The organism is Streptomyces sp. NPDC026394 (genome assembly GCF_055567735.1).
The window spans coordinates 32,831-47,105 of the sequence record NZ_JBVHPX010000018.1; the positions used below are offsets into that span (position 1 = coordinate 32,831).

Sequence of the window (14,275 nt, forward strand, 5' to 3'; positions counted from 1 at the left end):
CGATGACGGTGAAGGTTCACCGGGTGCGCATACTGCCCCATGTGGAGTCGGTGCAGGTAGCCGTCAGAGGCCGAGCGTCGGCCGAGGTGTCCTCGGCACCCTGGGGCCCGTTCGCGGAGAAGGTTTCGTTGTCGGCCCACGCGGCAAGGGCGCGCTCGGTGCCGTCGTCGGACATGATCGAGTCGTCCGTCAGCGCGGCGAAGAACGCTTCCTCGTCACCCGTACCGACGGCGGTGAGGAAGCCGGCCACCGCAGGATCGGTCGGGTGTGCAGGCAATCAGTGCCTCCAGGTGTTGTGGCCGGGGCACCAGTGCCGACGGGCCGCCCGGGCCGGGCCGCGGCCGGTGCGGCCCGCCGGGAAGGCACGAGGTCAGCGGGTGGTGTAGCCGCCGTTGGGGAACATGGTCTGGCCGGTGAACCACCCTCCTTCGGTGGCCAGGAACTTGATGATCGGGACGATGTCCTCGATGTGGGTGAGCTGGTTGCCCATCGCCTGCGACTTGTGGAACTCCACCCGCTCCGGGGTTTCCTGCGGGTAGAAGAACGGGGTGTCCATCGGGCCGGGCGCCACGGTGTTCACCGAGATGTGGCGGTCGGCGAACTCCTTGGCCGCCGCCCGGGTGAAGTGCTCCAGCGGCGCCTTGCCGCCGGCGTAGGTGGAGTAGCCGTCCGTGAAGGCGGCCAGCAGCGACGTACCCAGGCTGATGATCTTGCCGTGGTCGTTCAGCCGGCGCCCGGCCTCCTGGATGAAGAAGTACGCCGCCTTGGCGTTGATGCCGAACATGCGGTCGTACTCTTCCTCGGTGGTCTCCAGGATCGGCTTGCGCAGCACCATCCCGGTGGTGTTCACCGCGATGTCGACGCCGCCGAAGGTGTCCACCGCCGTATCGAAGAGCCGCCGTACGTCCGCGACCTTGGTCAGGTCTCCCTGGGCGGAGACGGCCTGTCCCCCGGCCTCCTGGATCGCCGCCACCGTCTGCTCGGCCTCGTCCTGGGAGCTGTGGTAGTGCACGACCACCTTCGCCCCGGATTCCGCGAACGTCCGGCTGATCAGCCCGCCCAGGTTCTTCTCGCCCCCGCCGACGACCGCGATCTTGTCCCGCAGAGTGTTCTCCGTCATGTTCCGGGCTCCTCACGTGCTTCCCGGGTGACCGACTTGATCACCTTCACGGACGACACTAGACGGACATTTCGGTCACCGGGTAACAGAAGTTTCGAGTCGTTCCACAAACAACGTCGATACCCCCAGGCGGCAGACCGACGCCGCCGGAACCCGGCCGATCCCGGAAGGAGCCTGCTCGGGCAGATCCGACCAGGGGTGCTGCACCAGGCAGCACTCACCCCGACACCCGCCCCCCTTTCAGCGTTCCAGCATCCGGTCATCGACTTCTCACGATGTGAGCCGCTCGCCAGGATCCCGCCGAGTCGGGTTTCGGCAGGGAGGCAAGCGATGGTCGAGGCTGTGGCGCTTCCGGCGCCCTGGCAGGTCAGGTTCCAGGCGGGCGACAACGCGGGCGTCGCCGACACCCTCAAGGCCGGTACCGGTGGCTCGGCGGGAATGCGGCCGCACGAGCTGCTGGAGGCCTCCCTGGCCACCCGCACGACCATCTCGGCGCGGATGACACTGGCAGACCTGGGCATCACCGACGCCGAGGTGCGGGTGCGGGTACACCTGGAGCGCGAGGAGTCCACGACGCGGTTCCGCTACGCACTGCTCCTTCCCCCGGAACTGGAGCACCATCGGCCTACGGTCGAGGGGCGCATCGCGCGCTCACCGGTACGTGCCACGCTGAGCAAGCCGCTGGCGTTCGAACCCGCCTGACCGGCCTCGCACGGCGACGCGTACACACCCCATCGAGCCAGGCAAGAGCAGACCGCTCGACACCACCTCCCGCCCTCTCGGCTTGACATGCAACCTCATGGTTGCCAATCTGAAGGTGAGGGGGTTGGACGGCATGGACGAGGTGTTCAAGGCGCTCGCGGACGTGAGCCGCAGGCGGTTGCTGGACCGGCTGAACGAGCGGTCCGGGCAGAGCCTGCGCGAGCTGTGCGCGGGGCTGGACATGACCAGACAGGCGGTGTCCAAGCACCTGGCGGTGCTGGAGGGCGCGGGCCTGGTCACGGCGGTCCGGCACGGCCGGGAGAGATGGCACTACCTCAACCCCGTCCCCATCCACGATCTCGCCGACCGCTGGATCGGCCAGTACGAGCGAGGCCGGATGACCGCGCTCAGCAACCTGAAGCACGCCCTGGAAGGAACGGCGATGAGCAAGCCCGAGTTCGTCTACACGATCTACATCCACACCACGGCCGAGAAGCTCTGGGAGGGGCTGACCAGCCCGGAATTCCTGAAGCAGTACCACGGTGACTGGGCGCCCTCCTCCGACTGGAAGGTCGGCTCGACGGTGCTGTGGCCGGTCGAGGCCGGCGGTGAACCGCAGGACCTCGGCCAGGTCGTCACCGAGGCGGAGCCCGGCAAACGGCTCGCCTACACCTGGCACACGCTGCAGCCGATGCACCAGAAGATGTTCGGCATGAGCGACGCGGAGTTCGCGGAGGCCGTCAAGGAGCGCTCGAAGGTCTCCTTCGACATCGAGCCGGCCGAGGAACCGGAGCTGGGCATGAAGCTGACCATCACCCACGACGGCTTCGCCTCGGCCGACTCCAAGATGCTCGAAGGCGTCAGCGGCGGCTGGACCATGATGCTGTCGGAGCTCAAGACGATCCTCGAAAAGGGCTGACCCCCTTCCCGGCGGGCCTGGCCGCCCCCGGCCGGCCGTCGCGGACGGCCAGGTCGGACACGTGCGGCATCGCCCGAACGGTCCGACCGGTCACCCGTACGCCGTACCGGGCGCTCGCCACCGTGCGTAAGGTACGAGGCGAGACGGCGCGACGGGTGGGGTGGGGCAGCGTGACGGATCCGCGGCAACGGCAAACCGGGATCATCGAATACTGGCGGGCGGTGGAGCTGTTCAGTCCGCAGAAGGTTCCGGCGGTCTCGGTACGGGACCGGGTCTGCTCGGTGACCGCGGACGGCCCGCTGCCGTGGGAAGAGGGGCATCCGCTGCGGTCGGTGCCACTGGATCCCGGTTACGCGTGGCAGCACGTGGTGTACGGCGGTACGTACCGGCTGCGGGCGGTGCGCGACACGCTGCTCGCCGTGTTCGGCGAGAGCGAGGAGGACCACGACGGGCGGATGGACGGCGAGAGTGCCCTGTTCGCCTTGACCGTCACCGACGAGGGACGGCTGGTGCTGGACTCCCCCGTGCTGTCCACCTGCGCCTGGGCCACCGGCCGGGCACTGGCCCCGGGGCCGGGCCGAAGGGGCTGGCTGGACGGCTTCGACGACGAGGCGGCCGACTGGCTCGCCCGGGCCGCCGACCTCGGCGACGTACCCGTAGGTGATCCGCCGGGGGCCGGCCGCAGGGGCGACGGCCTCACGGACGAGAGCCTCACGGACGAGGGTCTCGTGGGCGGGGACCTTGAGAGCGGGGACCTCGCGGACGGGAGCTCCGGGGACGGGACGGGCAGCGGGGACGCCGCGGATGCCACGACGGGAGCGCACCGTCTCACGGCGAAGGACCTGCTCGGCTTCGTCCACGACCTGACCGCGGCCTGGGGGCTCGAGCAGACCTTGGCGCCCAGCGAGGTGCGCGTACGCAGCACGGCTGTACGCGTCCGGCGGACGACCGAAGCCGACCAGCAGGATTTCCTGAACAGTTTCATCGCCGGCGATCTGGGGCTGGTCGCAGATGCCCTGCGCGCGCGTGCGCCCGGCACGGCGCTGGCCTCCTACCTCACCCCGTCGCAGGACGTGAACACCGCTTGGAGAGTCGATCTGCGCCGCCGGCCGCAGGCGGCACTCGACGCCGTGGCGCCCTTTTCCACGCCACAGGGCCGATGGCCGACGGAGCCGGCGCATCCGCTCGCGCTGAGCCAGCAGTTCGCCGTGAACAGCCTCTGGTCCCAACTCGGCACCTCCAGTGGGCTGTTCGCGGTGAACGGGCCGCCGGGTACCGGCAAGACCACGATGCTGCGGGACTGCTTCAGCGCTGTGATCGTGGAGCGTGCCCGAAGGCTGGCACAGTTGCGCCTGCCGTCCCAGGCTTTCGCCGACCACAAGCCGTACACCTGGAAGAGCGGCGACTACACCCGCACCGTCACACCGCTGCAAGCGGAGTTCACCGGCTTCGAGATGGTGGTCGCCTCCGCCAACAACGGGGCGGTGGAGAACATTTCCACGGAGATTCCCGCCCGTACCGCGCTCGGCGCACCATGGCGCGAGGAGGCGGACTATTTCGCCGAGCAGGCCACCCGGCTTCTGAAGGGGACGCCTGCGTGGGGTGCGGTCGCGGCCCGGCTGGGCAACAAGAAGAACCGTATGCAGTTCGTCAACCGGCTCTGGCACGGCAAGTACAAGATCACAGACTTGGGTGCGCCGCCGCCCGCTCCGGGCAGGTCACCGCGTCGGCGTGACGCCTGGATCGACAGTGAACGGGGTCTGTCCCAACTGTTCCGGGAGTGGATGAGTACGCCGCAGAGCGGGGTGTGGCGGCAGGCCAAGGAGCGTTTCCAAGCGTCGCTCAGCGAGGTGGAGCGGCTGCGGACCGACCGTGCGGCGGCCGCGGGCGCCCTGGCACGGCTTCCGGAACTCCGATCCAGGGCGGCCCAGGCACAGCAGGCGATCGAGGAAGCAGCCGAGCAGGAGGAATGCCGCCGACAGGCGCTCCCGGCAGCAGACAGTGCCTTGGCGCGGGCGCAGGCGCGGCTGCGGCAGGCGGAGGAGGACCGGGACAGGCACTTCGCACGGCGGCCGGGCTTCCTGGTGAGCCTGTCCACGCTGGGGCGGGCCGGGCGGGACTGGCATCAAAGGGACCAGGAACTGACGGCTCACGTGGAAGAAGCACAGGCTGCCGGTGTCGCCGCGCAGACCGCGTGCGACGGGGCACGCGAAGCCGTTGCCCGGGCTGCCGCCGAGCACGTGGCGCGCCGGCAGGCAGGAGAGGCGACGGATGCCGAGCTGGCCGCACAGCAGGACGTGGTCGACCGGGCCCGGGCAGCGTGGGGCCCGCATGTGCCGGAGCAGGCGTGGCTGTCCGACGACGCGACGCGGGAGCTGGCTGCCCCGTGGGGGGACGAGGAGATCAGCCGGGCCCGGAGCGAAGTGTTCCTGGCGGCGCTCGGCCTGCACGAGGCGTTCCTGCGCTGCACCGCACGCACCATGTACGCGAATGTGATGGCCGCCATGGACGCGGTGGCCGGCAACGTGCCCAAGACCGTGGCGCAAGAGCCTCTCCGGGCTGCCTGGCAGAGCCTGTTCCTGCTCGTTCCCGTCGTCTCGACCACCTTCGCGTCGTTGGACCGTGTCTTCGGGCGGCTGGGGCAGGAGTCCCTGGGCTGGCTGTTCATCGACGAAGCCGGCCAGGCGACGGGGCAGATGGCTGTCGGTGGCATGTGGCGCGCCGCGCGCACCGTGGTCGTCGGCGACCCGCTCCAGCTCGAACCCGTGGTGGTCCTGCCGTGGACCGCCCAGCGGGCGCTGGGCCGGGAGTTCGGCGTGGACGAACAGTGGGCGCCCAGCCGTACGTCGGTCCAGCAGCTCGCCGACCGTACCAGCCGCTACGGCACCTGGCTGCCGGCCGAACTCCCCGACGGTCAGCAGGAGGTGTGGGTGGGCAGCCCGCTGCGCGTCCACCGCCGCTGCGACGACCCGATGTTCACCGTCAGCAACGCCATCGCCTATGACAACCTCATGGTCCACGGCACCCCGGAGCGCGGCGACTACCGCTATCGGCCCCGCAGTTGCTGGGTGCATGTCAGTGCGGGCGAGGCGGACGGGCACTGGATCGCCGAAGAGGGCCGTGCGCTGCGCGCCGTCGTGGGGAAGCTCCGCGACGAGGGTGTCGATCTCGCGGAGGACGTGTACGTCATCAGTCCTTTCCGGGCCGTGGTCCACGGCCGCTCAGCGGGCCTGTCGCGGGCTGCTGCCCGAAGGGCGCGTCGGCACCATTCACACCACCCAGGGCAAGGAGGCCGACGTGGTGATCGTGGTGCTGGGCAGTGATCCGCGCCGGCCCGGTGCACGGAGCTGGGCAGCCGCACGCCCCAACCTCCTGAACGTCGCCGTCAGCCGCGCCAAGCGTCGCCTGTTCGTCATCGGCGACCGCGACGCCTGGCGCGACCAGCGCTTCTTCGCCACGCTTGCCGATGCGCTCCCGGCGCACACCTGGCAGCGGTGAGCCCGCGTCGTCGGCGTGACCTCAGTGCAGTGTCTGGGTCAGTTCGCTGCGGATCGCGGTGTGCACGACTCGGCCGTGTGCCCCGTTGACGAGGGGCAGGTACGGCGGCACATGTCCGCACTCGACATCGGCGATGATCGGTACGTTCAAGGGGCCGAGCGCGTCGAGAACGGCTTGGTGCTGTGTGAGTGAGTCGTTGTCAGGTGCCGAGGTGCGGCCGACGAGGACCGCGTTCGCCGTGTCGAAGAAGCCGGCCAGTCGCATCCCGTGCAGGTTCCGGCAGATGGTGAAGGCGTCGTCGCCGGACGCTTCGACATGGACGAGGAGCCCCTGCGGGGACTCGGCTCGCGCGAAGGCGGAAACGTCGAGGTAGGCGGTTCCCGTGAGGTTGCAGAGGGTTTCGATACAGCCCCCGATCAGGCGTCCTTCGGCCTCCACGTCTCCGTCGGCGTCCAGTCTGGTCCACCTGCCGGGCGTGTCGAGCGGGTACTCGCGTACCTCGGGTTGGGCGCGGAAGTCGTCCCAGCCGGTGGATCGGTAGCGGTCGGGCGGGGTCTGTGTGTAGCGGTGCCCTTGCGGAGCAGCGACGATGTCGAGCCACGACAGGAGTCCCTCGGGCACCCGGTACGGCGTGTCCATCAGGTTGTTGCCGTGCACGGTCGCCGTTCCCGTGAGGAGGGTCAGCGGCGTCATGAGGGTCGACATGTCGGAGAACCCGACGAGCCAGGTCGGCTCGGCGTCACGCAGTCGGTCCCAGTCGAGCAGGGGGAGCAGGTCGATCGCCGTCTCGCCGCCCCAGGGCGGCACCACCGCTCTGATGCCGGGGTCCGTCAGCATCGACATCAATTCACCGGCGCGGTCGGCCGCCGGGGCACTGAGATGACCGGCTCCGTCCATGCAACGGCCGACAACGACCTCGTATCCCCGGGCCTCCACATCGCGGACGGCCACGTCGAGGCGCGGACGCAGCTCTTTCGCGACTCCGCTCGAAGGGGAGGTGATGCCGACGCAGTCACCGGGACGCAAGGGGCGAGGGTATCGAACCGGCATGCGCCGGATTCTGGCACGTTGCCACGGCCGCACACTACTGACTTCCGCAGCAGGCCGGGGTTCATCGAGTACGGGTTCGTGCCGCCGGGATCGGCCCGGACGTCCGGCACCTGATGACGGGCCGGCCCTACTGGGCCCGCCTCGTCCTCGGGCTGCGCCGGCCCGGCGCGGACGCCACCGCAGCCTGCGGGTCCGGCGCGGCCGTCTTCGTCCGCTCTCCGGGCGAGAAGGGCGGCATCTCTCCCGTCGTCGACAGCACGTATCCCCTGGCCGAGGCCCGGCCGCCGTCCGCCATCCGGAGAAGGGCCGCCCCCGAGGCAAGATCGTCCTCACCGTGAGGCCCGACGTCCGAGCGGTTCGGGCAGCCGGTCGCGTGTCCGTGGCCGGTTCTGGAAATACGGAAGCGTCACACGAGCGGCTGCGGAACGCGTGGGCACCAAGGCGCTCAGGCAGGCGCTCAGGCCCAGCGCTTCACGAAGTCGATGGCCGCGGAGTCGACCTCCGCGGGGTTCGAGGCGCTCAGGAAGTGCTGCCCACCCTCGATGATCTCCACGCGCGCCTCCGGGGAGCGGGTGAACATCCGAATCTCCTCATGGGCGTTGGCCACGGAGTACACCTGGTCCGCGGTGCCGTGCAGCCACAGGACGGGGCAGCGGACATCGTCCAGCCGACCGTGGAGCCCGTCGCGGTCCCGCAGGTTCACCGTGCTCAGGCGCAGGCGGTGGCGTCCGGTGTCCCCGTTGTAGTTGGCGCGGTAGACGGCGAGCCAGAACGCGCGTTCCTGGGCCGGCAGGCCGCCCATGGCCGTGTCGAACACGGCGTCCACGACGTCGTCCGGCACCACCCAGTCCTCGCCGACCGGCTCGGCGAGCGCATCGATGAGCGGCGTGTTGAACCCGATCCCGTCCCAGCACCCCAGTGCGCGGCTGCGCCCGCTCTCGGAGTCCATCGACGTGCCGAGGGTGATCAGCCCCTTCACGATGTCCGGGGCGAGCAGCGCCATGCGGACCGCCACCCAGCCGCCCTGCGAGGTTCCCAGCACGAAAGCCTGGCGGATCCCGAGGGCCGCGAGGGCCTGCAGGTTCGCGACCGCGCTGTCCCAGTAGGTGAAGTGCCGGTACGAGGCCCGCGTGCGGCCGTGCCCGTACGGCTCCAGGGCCAGCAGGTTGACCGCGGACCCGAGCAACGGATCGGCGAACTGCGGCCGGTACAGCTCGGCCGAGGTGGTGTACGAGTTGATCAGGACCAGTGTCGGGAGCGCGGGGTCGTAGGGCCTGGCGAAGGTGTATCCGACTCGGGACCCGCCGAGGTGGGGAATCTCGACGGTCTGCTCGATCTTGCTCACTGTGACTCCTCCATCGGTGCGCGGCGGAAAGTCCCCGGGACCGGACGTCGGATCGACAGCCCGGATCCCGGAGACGCCCAGCAGTCACTGGTTCCGCTCCAAGGCGCCCCGGTCGCTCACGTCGCCGGCGCCACCGCGTCCAACATCATCTGCCCGGAGGGATATTCCGGCGGAGGCGGTGCGGGGGCCAGGGGCGCGTGCCCGTCCGCCGCCGACCGTCTGCGGGGCGACGGCTCCGGCACGTCCTGGCCGCAGTCACCTCGGCACCGTCCACCGGAATGCGTCGCACCCGACCCGGGCCCTGCGGAAAAGGCCCGCCGTCGGAGATCGCGGCTACCATGGCAGGCCGGGAAGACCGGCTCAACGTCCATGATCAGCAAGCTATTTGACGGAGCAGCAGAGGGGTTGTCGAGTGTACCTGAGTGTCCCCTTCGAGGACGGCGAGGTCTTCGTCGTCGAGGTGTCCGACGAGCAGGGTGCCGGGGTGGTCCGGGCGCGTCGCGGCGACGAGCTCTTCGAGCTGTCCGCCGAGACGTTCGAGTCGGGCATGGCCCGGGTGCAGCGGGTGGCCGCGACGATGCTGGAGCGGCTGACGGACCTGCCGCGCAGTCCTGACCACGTCCGTGCGGAGTTCGGACTGCGGGTGACGGCGCAGGCGGGTCTGGTCGTGGCGAAGGGGTCCGGGGACGCGCACATCAAGCTGGAACTGGAGTGGAGCCGCCCCGAGGGCGGCAGGTGAGGCCGGCGGGCGAGTCGGGCTCCGGGTGGGAGCGTGGGACCGCCCGGGTGCTTCATGACGGTCGCCCGGTCGGGGTGGCGTTCCTGATCCCCGACCGCCTGCTGCTCACGTGTGCCCACGTCATCGCCTCCACCGCAGACCTCCCGGACGACGAACCGCTGCCGGACCTGCTTCCGGTCACCCTCGACTTCCCGCTGCTGCCCGGGCGTCCCGAGGCCACGGCCTCCGTCCACTTCAGTGTTCCGGTGGCCGGGGACAACAGCGGCGATGTGGCCGTCCTCCGACTGAGCGGCGAGCCCCCGCCGGGTGCGGCGCCCCTGCGGATCGTGGAGGCGGAGGACCTGGCCGGGCACCGCTGGCGGGCTTTCGGCTTCCCGCAGTACCCGGGGCGAGGTGGCGGCAAGGACGCCGGGATCTGGACCCGGGGCACCGTCGAGGGCCGCGAAGGTACCGGCTGGTGGCAGCTCACCTGCGCTGAAGAAGCGCCGTTTCCGCTGGCGGGCGGCTTCAGCGGGGCGCCGGTGTGGGACGAGGAGTACGGCGGCGTCATCGGGGTCGTCGTCGCCGTCGAGGCGGACCGGCGGCGCCGGACCGGCTACGCCCTCACCGTGGAGTCCCTGACACGGGAGTGGCCGCAGCTACGCAGAAGGCTGCTGGCGGACAGCCCGTACCGGGAGCTCCTGCCGTTCACCGAGCACGACCGCGCCGTCTTCCACGGCCGTACGAACGAGACGCAGCGGCTGATCGAACTCCTTGAACAGCATCAGGTGCCCGTCCTGCCGGTGCTCGGCCCCTCGGGCGTCGGCAAGTCCTCGCTGGTCGGCGCCGGCCTGCTCGGGTACCTCGACAGCGACCGGTACCTGATCGCCCGCCTGCCCCACGGGCTGCGCCTGACCGCCGAGGAACTGCTGGCCTGGGCCCTGGCCTCGGCGGGAGACCCGGACACCGTGCAGGCGGGGTGGTACGACCGCTGGTCGGCGCTGGCCCGGCAGCTCACCGACGAGCAGGGCATCCGTACCGCCGTGGAGCAGACGCTTTCCCGCCACGGCGGGCGGTGCCGGCTGGTCCTGGTGGCCGACCAGTTCGAGACGCTCCTCGCGGACGCGCCCGGCACCGCCCGCCGGCTGGACGCCATGCTCGGGGTCCTGACGGCTCGCCGCACGGACGGCAGCCGTCCCGCCCAGGCCGTGGTGGTCGTCCGGATCGACTTCCTCCGGCAGCTCGAACAGCTCCCCCATCTGCGTACGGCATGGGACGCCACCTCCATGATGGTGCAGCCGATGATGCGGACGCAGCTACGGGAAGTGATCACCTGTCCGCTGGAGGGGCACGCGGGGGTCCGGTTCGCCGACGGCCTGGTCGAGCAACTCTTGCGGGACGCCCCGCCCGGCCCGGCCGCGCTGCCGATGCTGGAGTTCGCCTTGAGCCGCCTGTGGGAGCGGCAGGAACGCGGGTGGCTGACCACCACCGCGTACCAGGAGCTCGGCGGCGTGGAGGGAGCCCTGGCGGGAGAGGCGGAGCACCGGCTGTGGGACTGGGCGGACGTGGCCGAGCGCCAGGCGCTGGAGCGGATCTTCATCCAGCTGGTCCGTCCCGGCGAGCAGCTCGACGCCGGGGAGCGCGGCCCGGACACCCGCCGGGTCGCCGCCCGCACGCAGTTCTCCGCGGGTGACTGGGCGTTGATCCACCGGCTGGCCAGTACGCGGCTGGTCGTGGTGACGCGTCGCCCGACCGGGCGGGACACCGCCGAGCTGGCGCACCAGACGCTGGTGGAGAAGTGGCCGCGGCTGCGGCGCTGGGTCGAGGAGAACCGGGAGTTCCGCGGCTGGCAGGAGGGGCTGCGCCGTTCCCTGCGGGCCTGGCAGGAGCAGGGCCGCCCGCGCGAACTGGTGCTCGGCCGGGAGCAGCTCGTGGAGGCTCGGCGGTGGATCGGCGCGCGCGGCACCGAAGTACCCGCCGAGGAGAGGGAGTTCTTCGAGGTCAGTGCCCAGGTGCAGCAGCATCTCGCCCGTCGGCGGCGCCTGGTCCGTACGGGCTTCGCCGTGCTCACCGCGCTCGTCCTCGTCGCCGCCGGTCTGGCCGCCCTCAACGCCCGCAGCAGCAGCGAGCAGCGGGCTCTGGCCGCCGCCCGGAGCCTGACGGAGCAGAGCCGGCAGCAGGCCAACGCCGACCCGGCCCTGGCGGCCCGTCTGGCCCTGGCCGCTCAGCGCGTCTCCCCCACCGCGGAGACGCGCGCTCAGCTCCTGTCCACGGTCTCCTCACCCCTGCGTGCCACGCTCGCCGGGCACACGGGAGAGGTGCGGTCGGTCGCCTTCAGCCCGGACGGCCGTACGCTCGTGAGCAGTGCGAACGACGGCACGGCCCGTCTGTGGGACACGGCGGGGCACCGGCGTCCTGCCGCACTCGACGGTCGTGGCAGTCAGGTGCACGGGGCGGCGTTCAGTCCCGACGGAAGGACGCTCGTCACCAGCCACAGTGGCTGGAAAGTGCGGCTCTGGGACGTGCGCACGCGGAAGCAGACCGCTGTCCTGGCCGCCGGGAGTCCGGCTGTCTTCAGCCCGGACGGAGGCACGATCGCCACCGGTGGACCGCGGGGCAAGGTGCTTCTCCGGGACGCCCGTACCCATCGGAGGACCGGTGAACTCCCGGTGTACCGCGACGACGACGGCGCCTGGCCCGCCCTCCTCGCGTACAGCCCGGACGGCAGGACCCTTGCCGTCACCGTCACAGGCCACGACACCAGTAGGAGCGCCAAGTCCGAGGTACAGCTCTGGGACGTACGGGAGAAGCGGCGTACCGCCACGTTGAAGGGCCACACGGGTGAGGTCCAGTCGCTGGCGTTCAGCCCGGACGGCACCACGCTGGCCACGGGCGCGAGCGACGCCACGACGCGCCTGTGGGACGTGCGCGGGCAGCGCTCACCCACCACACTCACCGGACACAGCGGCACCGTGTTCGCCCTGGCCTTCAGCCCCGACGGCCGGGTCCTGGCGAGTGGCGGCCAGGACCGCTCCGTACGGCTGTGGGACGTGCGGGTGCGCACCGGCGTGACCGTGCTGACCAGCCATACCGGGATGGTGAACGCACTCGCGTTCAGCCCGGACGGCGCCATGCTGGCCAGCGGGTCCGAGGACGCCACGGTCCGGCTGTGGGACATGCGGGCCGGGCTGCCGCGCGCCACCTTCGCCGGGCCGGGCGGTTCGGGAAGCCCGGCCTGGAGTCCCGACGGCCGTGTCCTCGCGACCGGTGACCGCAACGGGACCGTGCACCTGTACGACGCTCGTACACGGCGCTCGCTGGGCCGCCTGACCGGGCACACCGGCAAGGTGAAGGCGGTGCGGTTCAGCCCGGACGGCCGGTACGCCGCCGCGAGCAGCGACGACGATCCGGCGGTCCTGCTGTGGGACGTACGAACCCACCGTCGCCTCGCCACCCTCGCCGGCCACCGCAAGCCCGTGCAGACCGTCCTCTTCAGTCCCGACGGGCAGACCCTCGCCACCACCAGCTACATCGACAGCACGACCCGCCTGTGGAGTGTGCGGACCCACCGGCAACTGGCGTCCTTCCCCATCACCATCATGGTCACCTGGACGGCCTTCAGCCCGGACGGAAAGATCCTCGCAACCGGCGGCCGCACGTCCTCGTCCGTGCAACTGTGGGACGCACGGACCCACCGGCACCTCGGCACTCTCGCCGGGCCCGGAAACACGGTCAGCTCCGTGGCCTTCAGCCCGGACGGCGGCACCCTGGCGACGGCGGGCTGGAACGGGCGGTTGTGGCTGTGGGACGTGCGACAGCGACGCCTGATCGCAACGCTGGCGGGCCACACCGGCGTCGTGCAGTCGGTGGCATTCACCCCGGACGGCAGGACCCTCGCCAGCAGCGGCCGGGACGCCGCGACCAGACTGTGGGACGTACGGACCCGTCGCCAACTCGCCACTCTCAGCGGCCATACGGGCACCGTCTCGTCAGCCGTCGTCAGCCCGGACGGCGAGACGCTGGCAACCATCGGTGACGACCGGACGGTCCGCCTGTGGGACCTCCGCACCCACCGGCAACTGGCCCTGTTCACCGGCCACACCGGCACCCTGCGCTCGGCCGTCTTCGCCCCGGACGGGAACACCCTCGCCACCAGCGGTGAAGACGGAACCGTACGCCTGTGGGACACCGACGCCTTCAACGACTTCGCCACTCTCACCGCCGACGCCTGCACGATCGCGGTCCGGTCTTTGACCGAAAAGGAATGGCAGCGTCACGTTCCCGACGGAGTCGTGTATCGGCGGACCTGCGCTTGAGGTGTGGCCGAATGTGCATCTTTTCGAGCGGCCGGTCCGGGAAAGATCGACACCGGGTCGGCACTTACGCGGGGAACGTCGGAGAGCAGAGCATCTGACCGAGGGCCGATTTCCAGACGGAAACTCATAACAGGCCACCGCTCCGGGCAGTCGAATCCCCTTCGCCCGAACATCCGTTATCCCCGGCCGGCAGCGTCCGGGGCCGACCGGCGTCGGACTTCCCGCCACAGCGGCCCCGGTGAAGGGCGTCAACAAGCCACGCGCTCGGCCCAGGCGCCAACGCCGGGGCGCCTCGGGCCATCGGCGCCGGCAGCCCGAAAACCGACTCTCTTAGCAGGTCACACAACATGCCCTCATGATCGGTGTGCCGTGGACGGGCACCGGCCGGTAGATCCAGTTCCGCAGCTTGAGCACAAATTGCACACATCCCCTTCTTCTTATCGGCGCCGATGCTCTAGATTGACCGTGCTTCAGGTGTTCGGGCCTGAGGCAACCAACTAATGATCCATGGTCCGGCGCCATGAACAGCCAGCTTTTGCGTCCCGGCGCCAGACGTGCGGTGATCAATTCTTGGTGCCCGAAAGGGGGCCCGGGTGCGGGGAGCGCC

The 14,275-nt window shown here is 70.7% G+C and carries 11 protein-coding genes; 7 read left to right on the forward strand and 4 right to left on the reverse strand.

The window, feature by feature from the left end:
• Positions 1 to 16 precede the first annotated feature (16 nt).
• Both ACZ4QV_RS31310 and ACZ4QV_RS31315 read right to left on the reverse strand, forming a co-directional pair.
• On the reverse strand, positions 17 to 277 hold the full coding sequence (locus ACZ4QV_RS31310) for a nuclear transport factor 2 family protein (protein WP_467763707.1): 261 nt from the start codon (positions 275 to 277) through the stop codon (positions 17 to 19).
• 93 nt (positions 278 to 370) lie between these two features.
• On the reverse strand, positions 371 to 1,120 hold the full coding sequence (locus tag ACZ4QV_RS31315) for an SDR family oxidoreductase (RefSeq protein ID WP_361154705.1): 750 nt from the start codon (positions 1,118 to 1,120) through the stop codon (positions 371 to 373).
• A gap of 330 nt (positions 1,121 to 1,450) precedes the next feature.
• Between ACZ4QV_RS31315 and ACZ4QV_RS31320 the strand changes: the two genes are divergently transcribed.
• From ACZ4QV_RS31320 to ACZ4QV_RS31335, 4 genes are all read left to right on the forward strand, one after another.
• Positions 1,451 to 1,822 (forward strand): OsmC family protein, encoded by a 372-nt coding sequence (locus ACZ4QV_RS31320; protein ID WP_467763708.1) that lies wholly within the window; start codon positions 1,451 to 1,453, stop codon positions 1,820 to 1,822.
• 133 nt (positions 1,823 to 1,955) lie between these two features.
• Entirely contained in the window at positions 1,956 to 2,741 is a 786-nt protein-coding gene (locus ACZ4QV_RS31325; RefSeq protein WP_467763756.1) for an ArsR/SmtB family transcription factor, read from the forward strand.
• Positions 2,742 to 2,962: 221 nt separating this feature from the next.
• Entirely contained in the window at positions 2,963 to 6,064 is a 3,102-nt protein-coding gene (locus ACZ4QV_RS31330) for a DEAD/DEAH box helicase (protein WP_467763709.1), read from the forward strand.
• A complete protein-coding gene (locus tag ACZ4QV_RS31335; protein ID WP_467763710.1) occupies positions 6,039 to 6,239 on the forward strand; it encodes a hypothetical protein in 201 nt (66 codons plus the stop codon). The genes ACZ4QV_RS31330 and ACZ4QV_RS31335 overlap by 26 nt, the downstream gene beginning before the upstream one ends.
• 21 nt (positions 6,240 to 6,260) lie before the next feature.
• On the opposite strand, the gene ACZ4QV_RS31340 is transcribed toward ACZ4QV_RS31335, so the two are convergent.
• A complete protein-coding gene (locus ACZ4QV_RS31340; RefSeq protein WP_361619885.1) occupies positions 6,261 to 7,289 on the reverse strand; it encodes a S66 family peptidase in 1,029 nt (342 codons plus the stop codon).
• A 113-nt stretch (positions 7,290 to 7,402) separates the two neighbouring features.
• Between ACZ4QV_RS31340 and ACZ4QV_RS31345 the strand changes: the two genes are divergently transcribed.
• Positions 7,403 to 7,627, forward strand: a complete 225-nt coding sequence (locus ACZ4QV_RS31345; RefSeq protein ID WP_361154712.1) for a hypothetical protein — start codon at positions 7,403 to 7,405, stop codon at positions 7,625 to 7,627.
• Positions 7,628 to 7,746: 119 nt separating this feature from the next.
• On the opposite strand, the gene ACZ4QV_RS31350 is transcribed toward ACZ4QV_RS31345, so the two are convergent.
• A complete protein-coding gene (locus tag ACZ4QV_RS31350; RefSeq protein WP_361586970.1) occupies positions 7,747 to 8,634 on the reverse strand; it encodes an alpha/beta fold hydrolase in 888 nt (295 codons plus the stop codon).
• Between the two features lie 412 nt (positions 8,635 to 9,046).
• On the opposite strand from ACZ4QV_RS31350, the gene ACZ4QV_RS31355 reads away from it, so the two are divergent.
• Together ACZ4QV_RS31355 and ACZ4QV_RS31360 are read left to right on the forward strand one after the other, a co-directional pair.
• Positions 9,047 to 9,373 (forward strand): CU044_2847 family protein, encoded by a 327-nt coding sequence (locus ACZ4QV_RS31355; RefSeq protein ID WP_361635094.1) that lies wholly within the window; start codon positions 9,047 to 9,049, stop codon positions 9,371 to 9,373.
• A gap of 47 nt (positions 9,374 to 9,420) precedes the next feature.
• Positions 9,421 to 13,668, forward strand: coding sequence for an nSTAND1 domain-containing NTPase (locus tag ACZ4QV_RS31360; RefSeq protein ID WP_467763711.1), 4,248 nt, complete (start codon positions 9,421 to 9,423; stop codon positions 13,666 to 13,668).
• Positions 13,669 to 14,275 lie beyond the last annotated feature (607 nt).

Bases quoted from the DNA above. Each gene is read 5' to 3' on its own strand.
- ACZ4QV_RS31315 (WP_361154705.1), bottom strand. From the start codon at position 1,120: ATGACGGAGAACACTCTGCGGGACAAGATCGCGGTCGTCGGCGGGGGC.
- ACZ4QV_RS31320 (WP_467763708.1), top strand. From the start codon at position 1,451: ATGGTCGAGGCTGTGGCGCTTCCGGCGCCCTGGCAGGTCAGGTTCCAG.
- ACZ4QV_RS31325 (WP_467763756.1), top strand. From the start codon at position 1,956: ATGGACGAGGTGTTCAAGGCGCTCGCGGACGTGAGCCGCAGGCGGTTG.
- ACZ4QV_RS31340 (WP_361619885.1), bottom strand. From the start codon at position 7,289: ATGCCGGTTCGATACCCTCGCCCCTTGCGTCCCGGTGACTGCGTCGGC.
- ACZ4QV_RS31345 (WP_361154712.1), top strand. From the start codon at position 7,403: ATGACGGGCCGGCCCTACTGGGCCCGCCTCGTCCTCGGGCTGCGCCGG.